Source organism: Vibrio harveyi (assembly GCF_030060435.1).
GTDB lineage: Bacteria > Pseudomonadota > Gammaproteobacteria > Enterobacterales > Vibrionaceae > Vibrio > Vibrio harveyi.
In genome coordinates, this window is sequence record NZ_CP125875.1 from 2,041,282 (window position 1) to 2,065,698 (window position 24,417).

Annotated in this window: 21 protein-coding genes; 7 read left to right on the forward strand and 14 right to left on the reverse strand. The window is 45.2% G+C overall.

What is annotated here, in order from left to right; all coding sequences use genetic code 11:
- Positions 1 to 28 precede the first annotated feature (28 nt).
- A complete protein-coding gene (locus QMY49_RS09745; protein WP_005446701.1) occupies positions 29 to 1,300 on the forward strand; it encodes a YeaH/YhbH family protein in 1,272 nt (423 codons plus the stop codon).
- 11 nt (positions 1,301 to 1,311) lie between these two features.
- The gene (locus QMY49_RS09750; protein WP_283311256.1) at positions 1,312 to 2,871 is read left to right on the forward strand and encodes a SpoVR family protein; all 1,560 of its coding nucleotides are present in this window, start codon (positions 1,312 to 1,314) and stop codon (positions 2,869 to 2,871) included.
- Positions 2,872 to 2,953: 82 nt separating this feature from the next.
- Here the strand turns inward: QMY49_RS09750 and kdsB are convergent, their stop codons facing one another.
- Genes kdsB through QMY49_RS09775 form a run of 5 tightly spaced genes read right to left on the reverse strand, consistent with a single transcriptional unit; the run spans position 2,954 to position 8,923 of the window.
- The gene (kdsB, locus tag QMY49_RS09755; RefSeq protein WP_050902260.1) at positions 2,954 to 3,712 is read right to left on the reverse strand and encodes a 3-deoxy-manno-octulosonate cytidylyltransferase; all 759 of its coding nucleotides are present in this window, start codon (positions 3,710 to 3,712) and stop codon (positions 2,954 to 2,956) included.
- A complete protein-coding gene (locus QMY49_RS09760; protein ID WP_005378451.1) occupies positions 3,712 to 3,891 on the reverse strand; it encodes a Trm112 family protein in 180 nt (59 codons plus the stop codon). The genes kdsB and QMY49_RS09760 overlap by 1 nt, the downstream gene beginning before the upstream one ends.
- Positions 3,872 to 4,879, reverse strand: a complete 1,008-nt coding sequence (gene lpxK, locus QMY49_RS09765; protein ID WP_017188333.1) for a tetraacyldisaccharide 4'-kinase — start codon at positions 4,877 to 4,879, stop codon at positions 3,872 to 3,874. The genes QMY49_RS09760 and lpxK overlap by 20 nt, the downstream gene beginning before the upstream one ends.
- A gap of 5 nt (positions 4,880 to 4,884) precedes the next feature.
- A complete protein-coding gene (msbA, locus tag QMY49_RS09770) occupies positions 4,885 to 6,633 on the reverse strand; it encodes a lipid A ABC transporter ATP-binding protein/permease MsbA (RefSeq protein ID WP_005446696.1) in 1,749 nt (582 codons plus the stop codon).
- A 31-nt stretch (positions 6,634 to 6,664) separates the two neighbouring features.
- Positions 6,665 to 8,923, reverse strand: coding sequence for a DNA internalization-related competence protein ComEC/Rec2 (locus QMY49_RS09775; RefSeq protein WP_283311260.1), 2,259 nt, complete (start codon positions 8,921 to 8,923; stop codon positions 6,665 to 6,667).
- Positions 8,924 to 8,931: 8 nt separating this feature from the next.
- Between QMY49_RS09775 and QMY49_RS09780 the strand changes: the two genes are divergently transcribed.
- Positions 8,932 to 9,441 (forward strand): DUF2062 domain-containing protein, encoded by a 510-nt coding sequence (locus QMY49_RS09780; protein ID WP_005446692.1) that lies wholly within the window; start codon positions 8,932 to 8,934, stop codon positions 9,439 to 9,441.
- 197 nt (positions 9,442 to 9,638) lie between these two features.
- Here QMY49_RS09780 and lolE read toward each other — a convergent pair whose 3' ends face one another.
- The 3 genes from lolE to lolC are packed head-to-tail and all read right to left on the reverse strand — an operon-like array spanning position 9,639 to position 12,794.
- Positions 9,639 to 10,883, reverse strand: a complete 1,245-nt coding sequence (lolE, locus tag QMY49_RS09785) for a lipoprotein-releasing ABC transporter permease subunit LolE (RefSeq protein WP_005446690.1) — start codon at positions 10,881 to 10,883, stop codon at positions 9,639 to 9,641.
- Between the two features lie 2 nt (positions 10,884 to 10,885).
- Positions 10,886 to 11,593, reverse strand: coding sequence for a lipoprotein-releasing ABC transporter ATP-binding protein LolD (gene lolD, locus QMY49_RS09790; RefSeq protein ID WP_005446689.1), 708 nt, complete (start codon positions 11,591 to 11,593; stop codon positions 10,886 to 10,888).
- On the reverse strand, positions 11,586 to 12,794 hold the full coding sequence (lolC, locus tag QMY49_RS09795; protein WP_026000130.1) for a lipoprotein-releasing ABC transporter permease subunit LolC: 1,209 nt from the start codon (positions 12,792 to 12,794) through the stop codon (positions 11,586 to 11,588). Before lolC ends, lolD begins: the two co-directional genes overlap by 8 nt.
- 264 nt (positions 12,795 to 13,058) lie before the next feature.
- On the opposite strand from lolC, the gene QMY49_RS09800 reads away from it, so the two are divergent.
- The 4 genes from QMY49_RS09800 to QMY49_RS09815 all read left to right on the forward strand — a co-directional run bounded on the left by QMY49_RS09800 (position 13,059) and on the right by QMY49_RS09815 (position 18,493).
- A complete protein-coding gene (locus tag QMY49_RS09800) occupies positions 13,059 to 13,628 on the forward strand; it encodes a PilZ domain-containing protein (protein WP_005446685.1) in 570 nt (189 codons plus the stop codon).
- 5 nt (positions 13,629 to 13,633) lie between these two features.
- Positions 13,634 to 17,095, forward strand: coding sequence for a transcription-repair coupling factor (gene mfd / locus QMY49_RS09805; RefSeq protein WP_005446683.1), 3,462 nt, complete (start codon positions 13,634 to 13,636; stop codon positions 17,093 to 17,095).
- A 7-nt stretch (positions 17,096 to 17,102) separates the two neighbouring features.
- Positions 17,103 to 17,873 (forward strand): peptidoglycan binding protein CsiV, encoded by a 771-nt coding sequence (locus QMY49_RS09810; RefSeq protein WP_074050253.1) that lies wholly within the window; start codon positions 17,103 to 17,105, stop codon positions 17,871 to 17,873.
- 71 nt (positions 17,874 to 17,944) lie between these two features.
- Positions 17,945 to 18,493: a GNAT family N-acetyltransferase gene (locus QMY49_RS09815; RefSeq protein ID WP_005446680.1), complete on the forward strand. Its 549-nt coding sequence runs from the start codon at positions 17,945 to 17,947 to the stop codon at positions 18,491 to 18,493.
- An 86-nt stretch (positions 18,494 to 18,579) separates the two neighbouring features.
- Here QMY49_RS09815 and QMY49_RS09820 read toward each other — a convergent pair whose 3' ends face one another.
- The 6 genes from QMY49_RS09820 to QMY49_RS09845 form a co-directional block, all read right to left on the reverse strand.
- On the reverse strand, positions 18,580 to 19,869 hold the full coding sequence (locus QMY49_RS09820; protein WP_005446679.1) for an NAD(P)/FAD-dependent oxidoreductase: 1,290 nt from the start codon (positions 19,867 to 19,869) through the stop codon (positions 18,580 to 18,582).
- 526 nt (positions 19,870 to 20,395) lie between these two features.
- The gene (ycfP, locus tag QMY49_RS09825) at positions 20,396 to 20,935 is read right to left on the reverse strand and encodes an alpha/beta hydrolase YcfP (RefSeq protein ID WP_005446677.1); all 540 of its coding nucleotides are present in this window, start codon (positions 20,933 to 20,935) and stop codon (positions 20,396 to 20,398) included.
- Positions 20,936 to 21,010: 75 nt separating this feature from the next.
- Entirely contained in the window at positions 21,011 to 21,892 is an 882-nt protein-coding gene (gene thiK / locus QMY49_RS09830; protein ID WP_005446675.1) for a thiamine kinase, read from the reverse strand.
- A gap of 43 nt (positions 21,893 to 21,935) precedes the next feature.
- Entirely contained in the window at positions 21,936 to 22,526 is a 591-nt protein-coding gene (gene lpoB / locus QMY49_RS09835) for a penicillin-binding protein activator LpoB (protein WP_005431666.1), read from the reverse strand.
- Between the two features lie 87 nt (positions 22,527 to 22,613).
- On the reverse strand, positions 22,614 to 23,006 hold the full coding sequence (locus tag QMY49_RS09840; protein WP_005446667.1) for a YcfL family putative periplasmic lipoprotein: 393 nt from the start codon (positions 23,004 to 23,006) through the stop codon (positions 22,614 to 22,616).
- Positions 23,006 to 24,403: a COG3014 family protein gene (locus tag QMY49_RS09845; RefSeq protein WP_101960924.1), complete on the reverse strand. Its 1,398-nt coding sequence runs from the start codon at positions 24,401 to 24,403 to the stop codon at positions 23,006 to 23,008. The genes QMY49_RS09840 and QMY49_RS09845 overlap by 1 nt, the downstream gene beginning before the upstream one ends.
- Positions 24,404 to 24,417 lie beyond the last annotated feature (14 nt).

Genomic DNA, 24,417 nt, shown 5'->3' on the forward strand with positions numbered 1-24,417 from the left:
GCTTGTGAAACATGAAGAGGGCTATTTCATGGCGCAATTTATAGACCGAAGGCTCAATGGCAAGAACAAGAGCGCTGTTAATCGACAGCGCTTCTTGAAGCGCCATAAAGAGCAGATTAAAGAGTCGGTAGCTGACGCAGTGAATCGACGCTCGATCACGAACACAGAAACGGGCGAAGACGTCGCAATACCGCACAAAGACATTAACGAACCTATGTTTCATCAGGGTAAAGGGGGCGTACGTGACCGTGTGCACCCTGGTAACGACCAATTTATCACGGGTGATAAAATTGAACGTCCGAAAGGTGGAGGTCAAGGCGGCGGTGCTGGTGAAGGCAATGCTAGCCCCGACGGCGAAGGTCAAGACGAGTTCGTTTTCCAAATCTCAAAAGACGAATATCTCGACATCTTATTTGAAGATTTAGAGCTACCAAATCTCGAGAAAAACCAAATTGCCAAAATCACAGAGTGGAAGACCCATCGCGCGGGTTATCAAACCGCGGGTATTCCATCCAACATTGCCGTCGTTCGCTCGTTACAACAATCTCTGGCGCGACGCACCGCAATGACAGCAGGTAAAAAACGTCTTCTTAACGAGCTAGAGGATGAACTAACTCGCATCAAGAACATTGAGCCTGCACAACAGCTCGAAGAAAATCGCTTGAAGAAGGAAATCGAAGAGTTACGTAAGAAAATCGAAAGCGTGCCCTTCATTGATACCTTCGACTTACGTTTCAAGAACTATGAGAAGCGCCCTGTGCCATCGAGCCAAGCAGTCATGTTCTGTCTAATGGACGTATCCGGTTCTATGGATCAAGCCACCAAAGACATTGCAAAACGCTTCTATGTGCTTTTGTATCTTTTCTTAACTCGCACGTATGAGAATGTTGAAGTGGTCTTCATTCGCCACCACACCCAAGCGAAAGAAGTCGACGAGCACGAGTTTTTCTATTCGCAAGAAACGGGGGGCACTATCGTATCGAGCGCGCTCAAGCTGATGAATGAGATCGTTCAAGACCGCTACCCTGTGGGTCAATGGAACATCTACGCGGCTCAGGCATCCGATGGCGATAACTGGGCAGACGACTCACCCCGTTGTCGTGACCTACTCGTCAATAAGTTACTACCAAATTGTCAGTACTATTCATACATCGAGATCACTAGACGTTCCCATCAAACGCTGTGGCATGAGTATGAAAAGCTTTCCGAAGCCTTTCCAAACTTCGCCATGAAAAACATCCGCTCTGTGGAGGATATCTTCCCAGTCTTCCGTGAACTATTCCAAAAAGAAAATGCGTAAGGAGGCTAGCGATGAATACCGCAACGACAAACCTTTCGGGGGAAACCTCGAAGAAACGTAGAGATAATATGCTGCCAGATGGTCCAGACTGGACATTTGAACTGCTGGAGCGTTACCACAAGGAAATCAAGCGTGTCGCGGAGCATTATCGTCTCGACACCTACCCTAACCAAATCGAAGTCATCACCTCAGAGCAAATGATGGACGCATACTCAAGCATCGGTATGCCCATCAACTACAACCACTGGTCATTTGGTAAAAAGTTCATCCAAACAGAGCAGAACTATAAGCACGGTCAAATGGGTCTAGCTTACGAGATCGTCATTAACTCAAACCCATGTATCGCTTATTTGATGGAAGAGAACACCATCACTATGCAGGCACTGGTTATTGCTCACGCATGCTATGGGCACAACTCGTTCTTTAAAGGCAATTACCTGTTCCAAACTTGGACCGATGCCAGCTCTATCATCGATTATCTATTGTTTGCGAAGAACTACATTGCGGAATGTGAAGAGCGTTATGGTGTGCACGAAGTCGAGCAGCTTCTAGACTCTTGCCATGCACTTATGAACTTCGGCGTTGACCGTTATAAACGTCCTGAAAAGATTTCAATTAACGAGGAGAAAGCGCGTCAGGAAGAGCGTGAAGCTTACCTGCAATCGCAAGTGAACGAGTTATGGCGCACCGTTCCACAATCGAAAACCAAAGAAGAAGACATTAAAGTTCGTTTCCCTAGCGAGCCACAAGAGAACCTGCTCTACTTCTTTGAAAAACATGCTCCTCTGCTTGAACCATGGCAACGTGAGATTGTGCGTATCGTTCGTAAGGTAAGCCAATACTTCTATCCTCAAAAACAAACTCAGGTCATGAACGAAGGCTGGGCAACATTCTGGCACTACACCATTCTTAATCACCTTTATGATGAGGGTTTGGTGTCTGAGAAGTTCATTCTCGAATTTCTACACAGCCACACTAGTGTGGTTGCACAGCCACCATATAACAGCCCTTACTTTAGTGGTATCAACCCTTATGCGCTTGGTTTTGCGATGTTCCGCGATATCAAACGTATCTGTGAAGAACCAACAGACGAGGACAAAGAGTGGTTCCCTGAACTAGCAGGAACAGACTGGTTAGACGCGGTTCACTTTGCCATGCATAACTTCAAGGATGAAAGCTTTATTAGCCAATACTTATCACCGAAGCTCATGCGTGATTTCAAGTTGTTTGCCATCAATGACGATGATCGTAAAAACTTCATCGAAGTTGCCGCCATTCACGATGAGATGGGTTACCGACGCATTCGTGAAACGCTAGCTGCGCAATATAACTTGGCGAATTTAGAGCCAAATATTCAGGTGTTTAACGTAGATGTCCGCGGTGACCGCTCATTAACGCTGCAATATGTCCCCCATAACCGCATTCCTTTGGATAACAGTTATGAAGAAGTACTTAAGCATGTATATCGCTTGTGGGGCTTCGACGTGATTTTGGAAGAAGTCAAAGACACCGGACACAGAGAGATCCTCTCAACATGTCCGAAACGCAATCAGTACGACACCAATATCTAACCGATACAGCTTCCAATCTATCGTAGATACAAAAAGGCTCCTCAATGAGGAGCCTTTTCTAATTTTGAAATCAATACCAAGCTTATTGTGCATGCTTAGCGACAATCGCACGTACTGCTTCTAAATCTTCTGGCGTATCCACACCAGCTGCTGGCGCTTCTTTTGCAACTTCCACATGAATCTTTTCGCCGTACCAAAGTACGCGAAGCTGCTCTAGGCACTCGATTTGTTCAAGTGCACTTGGCTGCCAATTCACATAGGTATTGATAAAACCAGCACGGTAAGCGTAGATGCCGATGTGACGCATCAATGGGTTCGCGATCGTTTTGTCTTGTTTAGCAAAGTTGTCACGATCCCATGGAATCGTTGCTCGGCTAAAATACATGGCATAGCCACGCTCATCCGCGACCACTTTTACCGCATTCGGGTTGAAGACTTCCTCTTCCGATTCGATCTCCACCGCAAGCGTTGCCATGGGCGCATCGCAACCTGCTAAGTTATCAGCCACTTGGCGAATGATAGACGGCGGAATCAATGGTTCATCACCCTGAACATTCACCACAATGTGGTCTGCAGGAATCGCCATTTTCTCTACTACTTCGGCTAGTCGCTCAGTGCCAGATTCGTGGTTTGGCGAGGTCATACAAACCTTGCCACCAAACTGCTCTGCTGCCACTGACACTCGCTCATCGTCAGTTGCAATAATCACATCTTCTGCACCCGCTTGTAACGCTTGCTCGTAAACCCATTGGATCATAGGTTTACCACCAATATCTGCCAATGGCTTACCTGGTAAGCGGCTTGACGCATAGCGTGCAGGAATGACAACCGTAAAAGACATTAGCGTCCCTCGTCCATGCTCATGGTTCGAGCTTCTGGTTCAAGCAGAACAGGAATACCCTCTTTTATTGGGTAAGCAAGGCGATCCAATTTGCAGATCAACTCTTGATTATCTTTATCGTACGTCAGCTTACCTTTGCACACAGGGCAAGCTACAATCTCAAGCAGACGGTGATCCATAAGTCGCTTTAACCTCTTTTATTCGATTTAAAATTCGCTCTGCATCGTTTGATTCAAACTGAGCAGAAACAGGCAGATACCACCAATTATCTTGCGCATAGCTGTCACATTTGACGGCATCTTTTTCTGTCATAATCACATTCGCCCCTTGTTGAGCCAATGTGTGCAATTCTTGCTGGTCAAAGTCTTGATGATCGGCAAAGCCCTTCGTTACTTTAACGTCAGCGTTCATCGCATTAAGTGTATTAAAAAATCGTGGTGGATGTCCGATCCCAGCAAATGCAACGAGGTCTTGCAGTTCACTCATCTCGACTTGCTGTTTTGTCTTTAAATTAACGGCTTTCGATGGCGCTAAAGACATTGGCATTTCGTTTTGCTGAGCTTGACCACCGTTAGTGATAATAAAATCGACGTTAGAAAGACGCTCTACCCCTTCGCGAAGCGGGCCAAGCGGTATAAGGCTTTCATTACCAAAGCGACGATTACCATCAACAATAACAAACTCGATATCTCTCTCAAGCGCGTAATGTTGAAGCCCATCATCCGTAACAATGATATCAACGCCCACTTCTAGTAATGCTTTCACTGCATTAGCACGGACTGGATCCACTGCCACTGGTGCGCCAGTTCTGCGATAGATAAGCTTAGGTTCATCACCACAATGTTTAGCAGGCGTACTATCATCAAGCAATAACGGATATTGCGGCGCTTTTGCGCCATAGCCTCTAGACACCACTCCAGGCTTAAAACCAAGTTGCTGCAATTGCTCTACCAGCCACACCACAACTGGGGTTTTGCCGTTCCCACCAGCAGTAATGTTACCAACAACGACTACAGGTACAGGCGCTTTATACGCTTGTTTTTTTCCAGATTGGTATTGTTGTCGCTTAGACTTACTAATTGCACCAAATAACAGACTAAGTGGCCACAGTAGCGGCCACAGTAAGTACTTGAGAGGGTGGTTTTCGAACCAGATTTTTTCAATCACAGCGCTTAAGCACCAAATTGGATTCGGTGAAGTTGGGCATAAGCGCCATCTTTCGCGATTAAATCGGCATGGCTACCACGCTCAACAATTGCACCTTCGTCCACAACCAAAATTTCATCTGCATTCTCAATCGTAGATAGGCGGTGGGCAATCACCAATACGGTTTTGTCTTTCTGTAGCTCATCCAGAGCAGATTGGATGGCACGTTCAGATTCGGTATCTAAAGCAGATGTTGCCTCATCAAGAATAAGAACTGGCGCATCACGTAATAAAGCTCGAGCAATTGCTACACGTTGACGCTGCCCACCAGAAAGGCTTGCACCGTTCTCACCTATCATCGCGTCGAGTCCACCATCCATCTTACTGATGAACTCCATCGCGTGAGCTAGGCTGGCTGCGCGTTCAATGTCTTCACGTGAATACTTGCCTTCTGTTGCGTAAGCAATATTGTTCGCAATCGTATCGTTAAACAGATGCACGTTTTGCGAAACCAGAGCAAACTGCTCACGTAAGTTTTTCAGCTCATAGTCACGGATATCATGACCATCAAGTGAGATAGCACCGCCACTTACATCGTAGAAACGGTTAAACAAATTCGCAATGGTACTCTTACCTGAACCTGAGCGCCCCACTAAGGCAACTGTTTTGCCTCGTGGAATATCAAAGCTGACATTTTCCAATGCAGGCTTTTCAGAACCTTCATAGGTAAAGCTTACATCTTTCACTGCAACGTCGCCTTTTGCTCGCTCGACAGTGAATTTGCCTTCGTTCTTTTCTGTATCCAAATCCACAAGAGCGAACAAGGTTTGGCTCGCCGCCATACCACGTTGGAACTGTGACGTTACGTTTGTTAGTGCTTTCAATGGACGCATCAAACCAAACATCGCAGAGAATACAACAGTAAATGTACCCGGCGTTAACTGGTCTTTAATTGAGTCAATACTTGCAAGATAAAGCACCACAACAATAGCAATAGACGCAATCATCTGGATGATTGGGTTTGCCGCTGCTTGAGCTGTCACCAACTTCATGCTTTGTTGGCGCATTTGGTTACTTACTTTCTCGAAGCGTTTACCTTCGATATCTTGGCCGCCATAACTCAGTACTACTTTGTGACCTTTCAGCATTTGCTCTGCAGAGGCAGTCACATTGCCCATCATCGTCTGCATGTTTCTCGAGATCTTTCTGAATCGCTTAGAAACAACGCTAATACCAAAAGCAACAACAGGCGCAACAGCAAACAAAACCAAAGACAATTGCCAGCTGTTATAGAACATCAGAACCAACAAACCAATGATGCTTGCGCCTTCACGCACAATGCTAACTAGCGCAGAACTAGTCGCCGCTGAAACTTGTTCAGAGTCATAAGTAATTCGAGAAAGTAGATTGCCTGTTTTTTCTTTATCGAAATAAGAAACAGGCATATGCATAAAATGATTAAACACCATGCGACGGATTTGCATTACCACATTGCCGGATACCCAGCTCAGACAATAAGTAGAGACAAACCCGCTCACACCACGAATAAACATCATGGCGAAAACGATAAGTGGAAGTGTACGTAGAAAATCAGATTCCGCACTACCAAAACCTTCATCTAGAAGCGGTTTTAGCAAGGAGATCATGTAGGTATCAGAGATAGCATTAACAACCAATGCTACAACAGCAACGATTAGACCTGACTTATAAAGGCGAATAAATTGCCATAGACGCTTAAACGTCTGCCAAGTCGTTTCATCAGTATTTATCGACATAGAAGTGCTTTGTTTTCTTACATTAAGACTCTTATTCTACTCCGTTACGCAGCATCTGCCTATACCAAGGGTCAAATGTCTCACTTCGTTTCGTTTCAAAATACCAATTCTCTTGCTCAATAAGGACGCTTATTTGACCGCCATTCCCCGTATCCAGCCATTTCGCATTGGCGTTCTCGTACGCTAGAACCACGTTATTTGCAGGCATTCCCCACTGATTCCCTTTTGCCAGAGATGCGATCGCCAGTTTTGGGGCAATCGCTTCAACAAACTTGGGGTTAGAAGAGCTCTTACTTCCGTGATGCGGGACAATCACAACATCACTTTTTAACTGATCGGGGTTTCTCACCAAGATCCATTCACTAACGGCTTCAATATCGCCCGTTAATAGCAACTTAAAATCCGTTTTGGTATCGACGACACGAATCACGCATGAATGTGGGTTATATGCACGTTTAACCAACTTCGGAGGCCAAAGAACTTCAAATTCTAGCGCTTGCCATTTCCATCGCTCCCCGGCAATACAAGGTTGGTAGTTAGCGTAGTTTTGGCTACTAAGCTTACGAACTGGGGCGAAGTGCCTTTCGATATATGCACGTCCTCCAGCATGATCTGAGTCGGCGTGACTGACGACAAACATGTCGATAGAACCGAACCCTCTGCGATACAAGATAGGAGCAATAACTTGTTCAGCAATACTTCCATAAGCCCATGTTTTACCCGTGTCATATAAAAGCACTTCACCGTCTTTTTCTAGGAGCACTGCAAGTCCATGCCCAACATCTAACACATCAATACGCCAACCATCGGATTTTCGTTCATACCACAACGCCAGACTTGTGATGACCAAGAACAAAACGCCTGAGGTTTCTCGATTTAAAAATCGCATCGAAAGCACACAAACGCCCAATGCCAGCACCCACAACGTTGCCTGTGAGCTAAGAGATTGCCAACTCCCCAAAGCAAATGGCAAAGACCAAGTAAGGGGTACAAGCATCCAATCTAACCACTGCCACAGCATGTTCGCCAAGTGCACTGAAAACGGGGTAATGATAAGTGCAACAAACATCAGTGGAACGACAACAAAACCGAACCAAGGGATAAAAATGAGGTTATATAAAATAGAGGAGAGGCTCGTCCCGGCAAAAAACAACCCACTAATCGGAATGATCAACACAGTGAGTACTAACTGAATTTTGAATAAGGTACCCAGTTTCCTAATCCAATTGCCACGGCTATGTTGTACACAATTCACTGCAAATAAAACGGCGATAACAGAGAGATAAGACAGCCAAAAGCTCATAGTGAGTGCAGAAAACGGCTCGATGCACAACTGTATTGCTACAGCAAGGAGCAGCACGCGCCAAGCGCTCCAATAAATCAAAGCAGACTTTAATAACAAGTAAATCAAACATACTGAAAAAGCTCGAGTCGTAGGCAAAGAGAAGTCTGCTAACCATGAATACAAAAAAGCAGTAGCAAGCCCAAACAAGGAAGGTAAAAAGACAAATTTTGGCAAAGCGTACCTAACAACAACCCCAAAGCTCATACCAAAAGCAAACGCCATTCCTATATGTAAACCCGAAATCGAGACCAAATGCAGTAAGCCACTATCACGTAGGAGTTGCCAGTCATATCGAGACAGAAGCGTACGGTCACTAAACGCCAAAGCACGAATAAGAGCGAAGTGTTCAAGCTGAACAATGTGCTTATGAACGACGGCGATAATTTGCGTTCTTAATGATGATCGCTCACGAATAAGCCACGCTGAATCCTTTGAAACGGTAGCCCTTGCCACAATGCCCTTTCCTACTGCCTGCTTTTCGGCGTCATGACCTGCTTCGTTTAAGAGCCCAAAGATGGGTTTAATTGTCACTTCGGTAGTGAACTCACTGTTAACGGCGAGTGGGAAAGGCGTTATCAACCGGATTTTCGGTTTAAAAAAAGGTAACAAGTTTTGAGAATTCACCTGATGGACACGCGCAATTCCTTCATATCCGTGACTTATTTGCGTAAAAGGGCTGTCAACTTTGCCATTTATGGTAATATTCACCCCTGCTTGAAACAGGGCTTGTCTTTGATGCTCCATAACATTGCCGTGGATAATGACAACCATAAAGCCCAAAATTACGCCTATGCTCAATAAGCCACGTCGTAATTTTATTATTGAGCCAGTGGCAATTATTCCCAGCAGCAACCAACGCCAATCTGGTATCGTCGGCCACCATGCAGACGAAATAACGCTCGCTACAAATAAAGCCAAGGTCAAACTTTTTTCTAAGAGAGTCATGTCGTCCTATGCCTAGAAAGCTGATAAAACGCTTCATGCCAGATCATGAAATGATCAAACGCCAAAAAGCACTGAAGGTCTTCGGCAACGTTTTATATAACCCAAACTTGTGGTGTTTAAATCGTCGCTCTGCGTCTGGTGCTTTTGCTGTTGGTCTGTTTATGGCGTTTGTCCCGCTTCCGAGTCAGATGATCATGGCGGCAGGTCTTGCCATCATGCTTGGTGTTAACTTGCCTCTATCAGTCGCACTTGTTTGGATCAGTAACCCAATTACCATGCCAGTGCTGTTCTACTTTGCTTACAAGCTTGGTGCCTTGGTCATGCATGTACCACCACAACCATTCCACTTTGAATTGTCGTGGGAATTCATCATGCAGCAAATGAACACCATAGGACCTCCGTTCTTACTTGGCTGCGCGATCTGTGGCGTAGTGTCAGCAATCATTGGTTATTTCGGTATTCGTGGTCTTTGGCGTTATTCAGTCGTGAGAAGCTGGCAAAAGCGTAAAGTACGATAAGCGCTTATTCACCAGTTGGCAGGTTATGACGCGTTGAATGGAAAACAGTTAACGTTAGAAATGAAAGGTGATGTAACTCAAGTATGAAACGCATCGATCCAATTAGAGATAGCAACGATATAGATAAAAAGGACCGATAATAATCGGTCCTTTTTTTGTTGTCTGTTATTTGCGAACTGTTCGCTGAGTTTTGTAGATTACTTGGAACTCAATACCGCCGCTGGATTAAGTTTCGCTGCACGGGAGGCTGGGTACCATGTTGCCAACAAACTCAAGATAATCGCCGTAATTGAAACCAAAGCAACATCTGGCCAATGCAATTGCGATGGTAAGAAGTCGACAAAGTAGATATCCCCCGAAAGAAATTGGTGACCAATTAAGGCTTCCAACCCCTTAATAATCGGTGTGAGGTTGAGAGCGACAAGAACACCAACGACACTACCCGCAAGACTACCAAATACGCCCGAGAATACGCCTTGCCAAACGAAGATACGCTTAATCAAACTGTCTTTTGCACCCATAGTACGAAGAATCGCAATCTCAGCCGCGCGATCTTTAACCGCCATCATCAATGTCGAGACAATATTGAAACACGCGACACCAATCACTAGCACCATTACCAGGTACATAATGGTACGAACAAGTTGGATATCACGGTACAAAAAGCCAAATTGTTGTTGCCAGCTTTTTAGGTAAACATAAACATCAATTCGGCTACCGACTTCACGTACAATTGATGGTGCATTCAACACATCATCCGTCTTCAGCGAAATACCTGTAACGCCATCACCTAAGCGGGCATAGGCTTGAGCATCCTTGAGTGGTACTAGCGCTAATGAATGATCGATTTGACCGTTAAGCGTTAAAAAACCAGCGACTTTGACTCGGACTCGCTTTGGGGCTTGTACCTTATTCGTACTGCCTGATTGCGGGATCATTAAAGTAATATAGTCACCAACATCGACCTTTAACTCATTGGCGACACCACGCCCAAGAATCACTTGCTGTTGACCTGAGTAAAAATTTTGCCACGCCTGTGGGTCAATAAAGTCAGACATACTAGAAACAGCTTGCTCAAAAGCTGGATCCACACCGCGAACTTCTATTGCTTTTAGCTTACTGCCCTTTTCTGCTAACCCCGTAAACCGAACATAAGGTGCGGCAGCAACCACATGCTCATGACCTAGGGCTTGCTTCATGGTTTTGGTATAGTTGTGCAGTGGACCATTCACCCCCTCTAACTCACCATGTGGAATCACAGAAAGCACACGAGACTGTAACTCTCGTTCAAAGCCATTCATCGCAGATAAGCCAATGATGATGACTGCTACGCCAACCGCAATACCGATGGTGGAGGAAAGAGAAATGAACGATACCATCTTGTTACGCTTTTTAGCGCGACTGAAACGTCCACCAATCATCAATGCTAAAGATGAAAACAAAATTAGCCCTCCACGGTTGCTGTGTCTGTGGTAAAACGATCCACCAGCAAACCATCTTGCATATGCATTTGGCGATCCATTTTCGCGGCCAGCTCGTTATCATGAGTGACAACTAAGAAAGCAATATTCGACTCCTGATTTAACTCACGCATTAAGTCGTAAATCGCTAGCGCCGTATTGTGATCTAAGTTACCAGTCGGCTCATCTGCTAAAACCAAGTCAGGCTTATTGACCAAAGCTCGTGCGATAGCCACACGTTGGCGCTCACCACCAGAAAGTTCTGACGGACGATGATCCATTCGATGTCCCAACCCCACCTTCTCCAGAAGGGCTTTTGCTTCCGTTTTCGCATCTGCAACTTTCGCCCCACCAATCAACAGTGGCATTGCAACATTTTCAACCGCTGTGAAATCAGCCAGCAGATGATGGAATTGATACACAAAGCCAAGATGCTTATTGCGCAATGCAGCTTGTTTGTTGGAGCTCAAAGCAGACAGGTTCTGTCCCAGAAAATCCACTTCCCCTTGAGATGCATCGTCTAATGCTCCAAGAATGTGGAGCAACGTACTCTTACCCGAGCCTGATGAACCGACAATAGACACTAACTCGCCTTTATCAATATCAAAACTTACACCTTTGAGCACTTCAGTATCTAACGAACCCTCTCGGTAGACTTTACGAATATCACGACATTCTAATAGCTTATTCATAGCGAAGTGCCTCAGCAGGTTTAACAGAAGATGCTCGGAAAGACGGGTAAACAGTTGCAGCTAGACTCAGAGCAATCGCCAGCACTACCACTAGTAAAATTTGGAATGAATCAATCACGATAGGTAAGTGACCACCGAAGCTAAATAGTGCCACTCCCGCCGCTTCCAGAATTGCATTGAGGTTAAGTGATAAAGCAACGCCCATTGCACCACCAACAATGGCACCAATCACACCACTGCTTGCGCCTTGAACCATGAAAATCGCCATCACTTGAGATTGAGTCATACCTTGTGTTTTAAGAATCGCGACTTCAGATTGCTTCTCCATCACCACCATGATCAAAGCGGAAATAATGTTAAACGCAGCAACACCAACGATCAGCCCAAGCATCAAGCCCATCATATTCTTTTCCATTTTGACGGCTTGGAAAAGCTCACCACGTTGTTCTCGCCAATCACTCCATTGCCAACCATCAGGCATTGGCTGATCAGCAAAATCAGTCACCATAAAAGGGTCTGAGAAGAACACACGCCAGCCAGAGACTGTATCTTTCGGTAAACGCATCAGCTTTGCCGCATCAGTCATATTAACAATCATAAGCTGACCATCGACATCTGAGCCCGTATTGAAGATGCCAGCTACCGTGAAATTACGTTGGCTCGGAATTCGACCCAGTGGGGTAAATTGGGTGGCATTGGTGACCATCAAACGGACTTTATCGCCCATCGACACTTTCAATGAGCGCGCCAAGCTGTGACCAAGGAATACTTTGTACTCACCTGCTTGAAGAGAAGATAAACGTCCTGCGATAAGGTGGTTAGAAATCGGGTCGCCAAGTTTGGGCTCTATACCAATTAAATAACCAGCTGTCAGTTGTGCAGAGCTTTGAATAACTGCCTCACCACGAACAATAGGTTCTGGTTTTGCTATGGTCGACATATCTTGAATGAACTTAGGAGCAGCTTCACTGAGAGGCGTTTTACTATCGTGTTGCGAAATCACAGCATGAGGAAGCACTCCTAAAATGCGCTCTTTCAACTGGGCTTCAAAACCGTTCATTACGGAAAGCACCGTCACTAACGCCATCACGCCAATTGTGATACCGGCTGTCGACATATAAGAAACAAATCGGCTAAATCGGTCTCCGGAGCGTCCCCGAAGGTACCGCAAGCCAATAAACAAAGAAATAGGATGATACATATAGGACAAACCAACTGGTTATCTAGTTATGAAGCCATTACTTAGCTAGTTAATACGGGTTATCTTACCTTACTCTTACAATGAAGAAGACAAGATAATCGCTAAATTTGTCAACGACATGCAATAAGTCCCCATTTACAGCAAAAAGTTCAGCCAGAGAAACGGGGAAACTTGATAACTTAACCTGATTAGCGATAATCAACCCCCTATCCTACTCATTCCTAAATGAAATGAGAGCGCTCGATGGCAGAAAAGGACCGAATTATGACAGAGCAAGAATATTTTACCGTACACCACAATCTGACTATCAACGTCGAAACGCTAGGGACGGACTTTGCTCTGCCAGATGAAGAGACTTTCCAATCCGAAATTCCAGCGCCTTTTATTGTCGCAAGTGAATTTAGCCATTTAGATATGGTAGCTGATAACGCGAGATTGGAGCTGCAAAACAAAGAGTTAAAACACGTCATCCATTTGCTGGATACTCAAAACTCTAAACTCAACTTACTGCTCAGCTTTATGCTCTCGCAACAAGATGACATTGCTCTCCGTTTCCAGACTACGCAATTCGGCGCAAGCCAACTGAGCTACCGTAGCGATTCTGCCGTAGAAAAAGACCAACTGGTTCGTGTGAAGCTCTTCTTAGATCATCCTGCCGCAGCAATTTACTGCTACGCTCAGGTAGTAGAGTGCGAATCTGCCGAGCAAGGCTATGTAGTCACACTAAAGTACAAGTTACTTCGAGAAGCTGACCAAGATTTATTGATTAAAGCCGCACTATACCAACAACAAAAACTACTCCGTCAGCGCTCATTAGAGCGAGATAACAAATAATTACCATGACAAAAGCAACGATTCTGTCCGTCACCAATCCGTCTGAGCGTGGCGATAAAAAACAGCTTGGCAACTTACCGGGAGCGGCATTGCCGATGGCGATTGCCGAGCTAGCAAAACAACACTCAAGCCACTCTCTGCTAGTGGTACCAGACCCGCAAATCGCACTCAAACTGCAAGCAGAAATTGAGCAATTTACCGACCAACCTGTAAGCCTATTCCCTGATTGGGAGACGCTGCCATACGACAACTTTTCTCCACACCAAGAGATCATCTCAGATCGTATTGCCCGCTTATATCAATTGCCAAACCAAAATCGTGGTGTGACCATTGTGCCAGTGAGCACGGTATTACAACGCCAGTCCCCGCGTGATTTCTTACTTCAGCACACCTTGATGGTGAAAACGGGCGACCAATTCTCGCTGGAAAAACTGCGTGTGCAACTGGAGAACTCTGGCTACCGTCACGTTGATCAAGTTTTTGGTCCAGGTGAATATGCAAGCCGAGGTTCGATCCTAGATTTGTTCCCAATGGGCAGTTCAGATCCATATCGCATTGATTTCTTTGATGACGAGATCGACACCATTCGCACATTTGATCCAGAAAACCAACGTTCGATCGAAGACATTCAGCAAATCCAGCTTCTGCCTGCGCATGAATTTCCGACGACGAAAGCGGCTATTGAAGATTTCCGTACTCGTTGGCGCTCTCAGTTTGAAGCTCGCCGCGAGCCTGAGTCAATTTACATGCAAGTCACCAAAGGCACTTGGCCGGCGGGCATCGAATATTGGCAGCCACTATTTTTCGATCATACAGAAACGCTTTTCGATTATTTACCCGATGACTCTCAACTGATCACCTACGGCGATATTGAAGCCGCAGTCGATACCTTCTTGAATGACGTTGACTACCGCTACGATCAAAAGAAAATCGATCCACTGCGTCCGTTGTTAGCACCACATGAATTGTGGCTGAAGAAAGATGAGCTATTCACTCACTTCAAACAACTACCGCAAGCTCAGCTGAGCCTAGAGAAAATCGTTAAACGTGCAGGTCGCCAGAATCTCGCCGTTCAATCTCTAGCCGAGCTTGGTGTTCAACAGCAGAACAAAGAGCCGTTAGCGCGTTTACGCCAATTCAGTGAACAGTTTGCGGGTAAAATCGTTTTCTCTGTCGAGTCAGAAGGTCGCCGTGAAGCATTAACAGAGCTACTGCAAGGCATTAAAGTGCGCCCAGTAGTCCATGGTTCACTATATCAAGCGCTGGACTCTGACGATCGTTTCAGCCTAATTCTAGGTGCTGCGGAACATGGTTTTATTCATGAAGAGCTAAATTTCGCGCTGATCTGCGAAAGCGATCTGCTTGGCGATCGCGTAATCCAACGTCGCCGTAAAGACAAAAAAGCGGTCAACAGTGACACCGTCATACGCCACCTAGCTGAACTTAAGCCGGGTCAACCTGTTGTGCACATCGATCACGGTATCGGCCGCTACATAGGCCTACAAACTCTTGAAGCTGGCGGTATGAAAACGGAATACGTAACACTTGAGTATCAAAATGATGCCAAGCTTTACGTACCCGTATCTTCACTGAACTTGATTAGCCGCTACTCTGGCGGAGCTGAAGAAAGTGCACCGCTGCATAAACTAGGCGGTGAAGCATGGGCAAAAGCTCGCCGTAAAGCTGCAGAGAAAGTTCGTGACGTTGCAGCAGAGCTTCTGGATGTTTATGCCAAGCGAGAGCTAAAACCGGGCTATAAATTTGAGCTCGACCGCGGTCAATACGCAACTTTCAAAGCAACTTTCCCGTTTGAGGAGACCGACGATCAGTCAATGGCAATTAATGCGGTCTTGTCTGACATGTGCCAAGCAAAAGCCATGGACCGCCTAGTTTGTGGTGACGTTGGTTTTGGTAAAACAGAAGTCGCAATGCGCGCTGCATTTGTTGCCACAGACAACAGTAAGCAAGTGGCAGTCTTAGTACCAACCACTCTGCTTGCACAGCAACACTTTGAAAACTTCCGCGACCGCTTTGCTAACTTGCCAATTCGCGTAGAAGTCCTGTCGCGCTTTAAATCGGCAAAAGAGCAAAAAGTGATTCTCCAAGATGTCGCTGATGGCAAAGTTGATATTGTCGTTGGTACTCACAAGTTGCTATCAAGCGATATTAAGTTCAAAGATCTTGGCTTGTTGATTGTTGATGAAGAACACCGATTTGGTGTGCGTCAAAAAGAAAAAGTGAAAGCAATGCGTGCCGATGTCGACATCTTAACGCTTACCGCAACACCAATTCCGCGCACATTAAATATGGCAATGAGTGGCATGCGCGATTTGTCGATCATCGCAACACCACCAGCACGCCGCTTGGCGATTAAGACCTTCGTACGTCAACGCGAAGACTCCGTGGTACGCGAAGCAGTACTCCGTGAAATCATGCGTGGTGGTCAGGTTTACTTCCTACATAACCAAGTCGAAACGATTGAAAAAACCGCCGAAGATTTGCAAAAGCTGATTCCGGAAGCGCGAGTTACCGTTGCACATGGTCAGATGCGTGAACGCGAGCTCGAGCGCATCATGAATGATTTCTATCATCAGCGCTTCAACTTACTCGTATGTACTACGATCATAGAAACAGGTATTGACGTACCAACCGCCAACACCATCATCATGGACCGAGCAGATAACCTAGGTCTCGCGCAGTTGCACCAGCTTCGTGGTCGTGTTGGTCGTTCGCACCACCAAGCGTACGCTTACCTGTTGACGCCACATCCAAAAGCAATAACGAAAGATGCAATTAAGCGTCTTGATGCAATTGCGTCACTGGAAGACCTTGGTGCTGGCTTCACTCTTGCTACCCACGATCTTGAAATCCGCGGGGCTGGTGAGTTACTGGGTGACGAACAAAGTGGTCAAATTCAATCGGTTGGTTTTACACTATATATGGAAATGCTTGAACAAGCCGTTGAAGCCTTAAAAGAAGGCAAAGAACCTTCACTGGATGATCTACTTCGAGAACAAACTGAAATCGAAATGCGCATTCCAGCTCTTTTGCCAGATGACTACATACCAGACGTCAACACTCGCCTATCTATGTACAAACGAATCGCGAGCGTGACAGATAAGGAAGGGCTATCAGAATTAAAAGTGGAACTGATTGATCGTTTCGGCTTGCTACCTGATGCAACAAAGAACTTACTGTCTGTCTCTGAGCTAAAAATTGCTGCTGCATGTCTCAAAGCTAAGAAAATTGAAGCTCATGACAAAGGTGGTTTCATCGAGTTTTACCCTGATGCTGACATAAACCCAGCATATTTAGTTAAACTCCTGCAATCACAGCCGCAAAAATTTGCAATGGAAGGTCCAACTAAGTTCAAGTTTAGCGTACCATTGACGGACCGACGTAAACGCATTCAGTTTGTTCAAGACTTACTGAATGATTTTAAACAGAATTTATTACCAACGAGCTAATAGTCGAATGAGAATACTGATCCCATTATTACTTCTTTGTGTCTCAATGCCATCATGGGCTGCGCGTCAATTTGATATTGAAGTAATTATTTTCAAGCGAGCAGTCGACGCTGAAAGTACCAGTGAATCATGGCCAAACAAACTGCCAACTATCGAAATGAGTAACGTCGGCAGCTTACAAAGCGATTCTTACCGTCAATCAAAAGGCGTCACCTTGCTTCCTCGTTCTTCTTACAGATTGAACGCTCAAGAAGCAGCACTTAACAACCATGCAGGCTTTAAAGTATTGAAGCACGTAGCGTGGCGTCAAGGTGACCGTGGTAAAGCAAGTGCACCAGTTTTCCGCATTGTTGGCGGGCGTGATTTTTCAGGATCATATAATCCAGATGGCAGCTCAATCACTGGCAATGCACATTCCTTAGCGACCGATGGCTATAGTGAAGAAAGCGTTAAAGGTCCACTTTATGAGTTAGATGGCAAATTACAAATCTACGTTCAGCACTATTTGTTTGCCGAGACAACCATGGACTTACGTGAACCGAGTGTACGGGAGGTTCACATTGAATCGCAACCTTCAGAACAATTGTCTGAAGAATTTGGCGAAGTCGATGGTAACGTGCAAGTCGGTAACTTAGCAGAAGTCTCTCCGACTGTGACTGAAGAGACATTCTTGAAGAGCTTCCGAATGGATCAGAAGCGTCGTATGCGCAGTGGCGAAACCCACTACTTAGATAACCCATTAATGGGGATGATCATTCAAGTTCGTCGAGTACAATAAAACACAGTACCAACAACAAAGCGCAGCACTTGCTGCGCTTTGTTTTATTTGAAATCTAACATGGAAGTTGTATGAGTCCAGATTTTGAAATCATAACCCCTCGTTTGGCTCTCAGATTAATCCCATCTGAGGAAGCCCATATTCTACAACGCATACTGGCAGAGTCCCCTTCCCTACACCAATGGTTAGATTGGTGTGATGAAAATGTCTCACTAAGAGATGCGCAAGATTTCTTGCTCGCTACGCGACTGAACTGGGTAAAAACAGAAGCGTTTGGTTTTGGCATTTATGAACGAAGTAGCGATAACCTTGTTGGTATGGCTGCTGTCAATGAGCTTTATCATACCTTCAATATGGCAAGCATTGGCTATTGGGTTGCGGACCGTTATCAACGCAAAGGTTACGCTCAAGAGGCAATCCGCGCGCTTGCCGAGTTCTGCTTCGCTAAACTCAATTTGACTCGCGTAGAAATCGTCTGTGATTTAGATAACACAGCCAGTCAGGCTTTAATTGAGTCTGTTGGTGCACAGAAAGAAGCGATTGCCAGAAACCGATTTATCTTTCATGGGAAGCCAAAAGATGGGGTCGTTTATTCACTGTTACCCAATGACTTGGAATGAAAAAAGCCACCGACATGCGGTGGCTTTTCTTCTATTTATTATTTGATTCTCTCGCCAAATCTTCAACAAAGAACCAAAAATTCAAATTAGTGCAGTTTCAAGTTTGGACGCAATACGCGGTTGATACGACCAACCAGCATCATCAAACCCGTTTTAATCACACCGTGTAGCGCCATTTGGTGCATACGGTACAGTGAAATGTAAACTACGCGTGCGATGCGACCTTCAACCATCATAGAGCCTTTGGTTAAGTTACCCATCAAGCTACCAACGGTTGAGAAGCGGCTTAGAGACACTAGAGAGCCGTGGTCTTTGTATTCGTATGCTTTAAGCTCGCGACCATTAAGCTTAGCCACAATGTTAGTGAACGCTTGACTTGCCATTTGGTGCGCAGCCTGAGCTCGTGGCGGCACAAATGAGCCATCTGGCTGGGTACATTGAGCCAAGTCGCCGATAACGAAGATGTCGTCATCCCGAGTGGTTTGCAACGTGTTTTTCACAACTAATTGGTTAATACGGTTCGTTTCTAGACCGGCAATATCTTTGATGAAATCAGGCGCTTTGATACCCGCAGCCCATACCATGATTTGTGCAGGGATTTTCTCACCATCTTTGGTAGTCAAACCGTCTTTGTCCGCTTGTGTCACCATGGTCGCAGTACGCACGTTTACACCTAGCTTAACCAACTCTTGATGCGCTGCAGAAGAGATACGTGGTGGAAGCGCAGGCAGAATGCGCTCACCTGCTTCAACTAGGTTTACATTTAGTTTGCTAGAGTCAAGATCGCCGAAGCCATACGTACGTAATTCTTTTACTGCGTTGTGAAGCTCTGCCGATAATTCAACACCAGTTGCACCCGCACCAACGATCGCGATATCTACCGTACCGTTACCGTTTTTTGCATGCAGTTTTAAGAATTCATTATTCATTTCACTACGGAAACGGTGCGCCTGTTCAGGGCTGTCGAGGAAGATACAGTTTTCACGAACCCCAGGCGTATTGAAGTCGTTTGACGTAGAGCCAATTGCCATAACCAGAATATCGTATTCCAGTTCACGGCTTGGCATCAGAAGTTCACCATGTTCGTCTTTTAGTTCACTTAGAATGATCACTTTACGTTCACGGTCAATGTCTTGAAGGCTACCCATTTGGAAATCGAAGCAATGGTTTTTGGCATGAGCACGGTAGCTCAATGCATCCACACCTTCGTCTAATGAGCCTGTTGCCACTTCGTGCAACAGCGGTTTCCACAAGTGGCTCGCTTTACGGTCTACCAGTGTAATTTGCGCACGGTTCTTACGACCCAGAGTGCGGCCCAGTTTGGTAGCCAACTCAAGGCCACCAGCACCGCCGCCTACAACGATAATGCGTGTCACAATGTTATCCTCTACAAAAATGAATATATGGGTTCAGCTCGACGTAGACTCACAGTTACGCTGCGGTCATACATCCAACCGATGAATTCTTTGGTCTCTAGAGGTGAGCTCACTTTTTGGATAAATCCCGATGCCATCATGTTATTGCCTACTCTTGTTTTCGGCTTATGGTCCATCGGATTATTCGCCTGAAACACACGATCTCAGACAAAAAATGGGCAAGTTTCTTACTCGCTCTCAATTTTTTTTGATATTTATCAAATTATTTTTACCAAGTTCATTATATAGAGCAATCCTTTGATGGCAACAAAAATCCTTACTCTGGATACGGATTGACTACTTTTCATCTGCTTGACGGTAACGTTTTCGTGCCACAAAAGGTTAAATCGATAAATCAAGCCGATAAATCGATACAAAATGTAAAATTTGGCAGAATCAGTGCGATAGAGTCAAAACCAATAGATACAAAAACAGCACTTCTTGAAGTGCTGTTTAAAGGTAGTTAAATTTTTATCTATTGGGCAATTTATGCGTTCTTGAATGCCTTCATCGCTTGCAGATGATGAGAGATTTTCTTGAACTTGTGCGTTTGGTTCTCATCCCAAATAATCTGATAATGCTTGTCCAACTCTGCCGCAGTTTTCGAATTGTCATGTATTTCATCTTCTTTGGATAAAATCACTAAACAACGATCTTGGTTTTTGGTTCGGAATTGCTCGACACATTTGGTCGCGATATCTTCATATTCTTCGGGACGATCAATGCGACCTGCCATCGTTTTCTCTGGATGCAGGTTTGGGTTGAACATCACCTGCTTAATGCCGCAAAGAAAACCGATACGCTCTGACCAATATGCGCCAAGACCAACACCACAGATAAGTGGGGCTGGGTCATTCGCTTGGTCGATGACCTTAGACACTTCCTTCAACAAGTGCTGCATATCGTGCTTAGGATGAAGTGTACTGTAATTGATGAAACGAACGTCATCATCGATGAATTGCAATTGAAGAACTTTTTCGTGGTTACCTGGGCTTGTACTATCAAAGCCGTGCAAGTAAATAATCATGTGTACCTCTCCCTGTGACTTGCTGGTACTTCACTTTAAACTACCACTATTTCCTTATGGTTAAAGAGGAAAAAGTCATGAGTTATCAAAACAGTGATCTTCCATACATAATAAGTCTTTAAACTCATTCGCACTGTCTAAGTATTGTTCATCATCCCACAATTTGTAGGCGATCAAATACCATAACATCGCCATCATAATGGTCCTTGGCATCCACGCACGTACGCCTTCCAGCCACAGAGACACATCATCAATTTGACGAATCTGGCAATACTGAGCAACACCCTGCTCAATTGGCACATCGGCAAGCTGCAAAATCAAAGTGAGGTCTAATCTTGGATCAGATAAAGCGGCGTATTCCCAGTCTATGACCTTCACCCCTTCTTCACCACGAACCAAGTTATAACAACCAAGATCGAAGTGGCACAGTGCAACGGGAACTTGTTCAACACTTGGTTCCGACCGCCATTTTCGATACAAGGTTTCAAACTCTGTACCAATGTACTTACCACCTAGCTCTAACCAGTAGTGATCAATTCGTGACAAGTAAGAGAAAGGAACCAAAGGAATCGCCGTCGACGGATATTCATGAATAGCAGCAGCGATTGGCAATAATTCATCAATATCGATACCAGGCTTAGTCAATGTCTCACCCGGAACCCACTCCACTAGCAAACCTTGCTCATGAACAAAGACAGGTTTAGGTCCGAGGTTAAGCGGGGCGATTGCGTTGAGCACTTGATATTCGTTATGGCGAGATATAGCAAAGGTCTTGCATACGTTACTGGTTGGTCGCCAGACATACGCAAGACCCTCTGAAGATTCCAACCGCCAACAACGATTGGTAAGTCCACCAGTGACGGTTTGAACCTTCACTGGTGGTGAAGTAAAGAAGCCATCAAGAGTATTTAAACTCGGATCTAACTGTTTCGCTTGTTGCCAAGAAAACCACGCCATGAATGACTTCTCCACTCAAGGTCATATGACCAAAAAGAATCAATTAAAGACCAAATAGGCTCTTAGATTGCTCTTTACGGATTTCTGTTTCATCCGCCCATTCAATCAGACCTGTTTCTAGATCCATTAGACGCATCGTCATTTTGTAGTAAACGTCTTTGTCACTGCCTGCATTTTTCACGATGCTAGAAAGGTTGCCGTAAAGCATGTATTGCGCACCGACCATTTTACCGAATTGGATAGCTGTGCTTTGGTTCACTAGCTCGTCAGTGTTTTGGAAGTTAAGTTGCTCACGAACAGATTCCACACGATCCATGTCTACAAAACGGAACTTACCAGAGTTCAGCATCTTAGTAGAGATAGTGTCAGTAATAGATTCAGTATCGATGTGCTCACTTGTTTTGTTCTTGATGCGCTCAACAAACACGATAGGACGTTGGTCACGAGTAATTGCTGCCACTGAACCTGACATCATCATGCTGTCGACCATTTCGCCAGCAATTTTTTGTAGATCCGTCGAGCCGAAATCAATCGTTGTTGTTTCTGTCGCTTGCGCATCACCGTAAGAGACCTTGTTTGAACAACCACCCAGAATGACGGCAAGACCTAAAAGAGCAATAATACTTTTTTTCATGAGAGTTCCTTAGTTTGTGTTTCATACCAAGGTGCCTCCACCTTGGCAAAGCAGCATAGCCGCCGAAATTGTGTTACTCGAATTGAGTTAGTTATCATCTGCTTCGCGAATTTGTACACGAAATTGTGTTCCGTTTGGGTTCACCGTCACTTCAGACAGAGTCACCTGTTCGAATCCACGCACAATCATTTTGCGCCACGGACCAGGTTTAGTGTTCACTTCCAGACCTGTATTGTCATACCAATAAAAGCGATAAAGAATGTGCTGGTCACCTTTGTAGTTACTGCTTAACTGCACGACACCTCGTGGGCGATCATCCACGTAAGTAGTTGTGATGTTGTCAACTAACAAACGGCTACCCAAAACATTGTCATTAAAAAACACCTTTTGAGTTTGACCATCAATTCGGATACCTGCGGTGTTGTCAGCACACCCGGCTAAACCAATGATCACCGCTAAGCCTATAAGCCATGCTCTCATTACAACCTCCCTAGTTGTTTATGCCACACTGTTGAGTGCGAACCCTGACGGGACACCCAAACCAACGTGGTTTGTTGTGCTGGCACGTCAAATTGATACACCTGATCACCTAAGTTAAGACTCTGCTTGCCCGACTTCACCACTTTCGAAGCCGTTTTCACCGTCCCCGGGAGCGTCTGCCAACTTCTGGTATCAGGTTGTTCAGTTAATGTATTCCAAACATTGAAAAGAATGTTGCCGACGTCATCGCCTTTCTTCGCTGCTTCTTTTCTAATTCGGTCTTTTGCCCAAACACGAATTGCCTGACGAATAACAATCGTCGTTAAACGTTCGTTCAAATCGTTTTGAGCCATCGAGTTAACATCGACTAAAGTGCTCGATGGTAATTTGCTGCCATTCAATGCCACATCGCCAAAACGCTGCGTTCCGCTTTTTGGGTAATAAGGTAATGCGAGCGAATAAATTGCACCATCACCTCGGCTGTCATATATAGGCAAATCTATACGCCAACCTTGTAATGCTTCTACAACACCTTGTTCGTCGATCACGATCACGCGACCTTGAGACTTACTCAACCCTGAAGGTGCTTTACCATAACGTTTTTCAAGTAAACGTAAGTCTTCACGCATGCCGAGCTTTTTTGCGGCATACATGGTGCTTTCAATCACTTGCTTATTGTTTGGCATCACCGCAAGGGCACGACGGTAGTCTACATACGCACTATTCAAATCTCGTGACGCTTCATATAAAAGACCCGACAGATAGAACAAGTAGCCATTTTGTACTGAACTTAGCTTTTTACCCGCATCTGGGTAGTTTGCAAGCACGCTACCTAGGTTCGCCGACATGCCTTGACTCTTAAGATCCTTCTCTGCGCGTTTTAGTTCCTTTTCACGTGCTTTCTTCGCTGCTTCTTGCACTTGGTTAGCACGGCGCATTTCTACCAGCGCACCTTCGAGATCATTCTTTTGCAAATAGTTTAAACCTAAGTACAAATGCAAAAAGCCGAGCTCATAATCGGCAGGCTGATATTCATTTAGATTGTCGTTAACGGCAAGAGAACCAACGCTGGTTGCTGTTTCCGTAACAGAAATGGTTGCACGATCTTGTTGTTTACGAACTGCACGATCGCTTTCTTCTAATGAGTTCAAGCTGGTAGGGTAATCCTCAGCAAGAAACGAAATTCTTCCTTGTTCAAAGTTTCCAAGGATTTCGCCACCTACATCACTTGATTGCAGTTGTTCAGCTTTGGCGTATTCACCAGCAACCACCGCTTGGTAGACTTCTTTATTTTGGTCGCTGTAATGACTGAACAGATTGCCAGCGGATAAGTTCGCACATCCCGTAGCAAGCAGGACCCAGCTCATCAATCCAAATAGCTTCACACCATGTTTCACATTTATCTCCACAA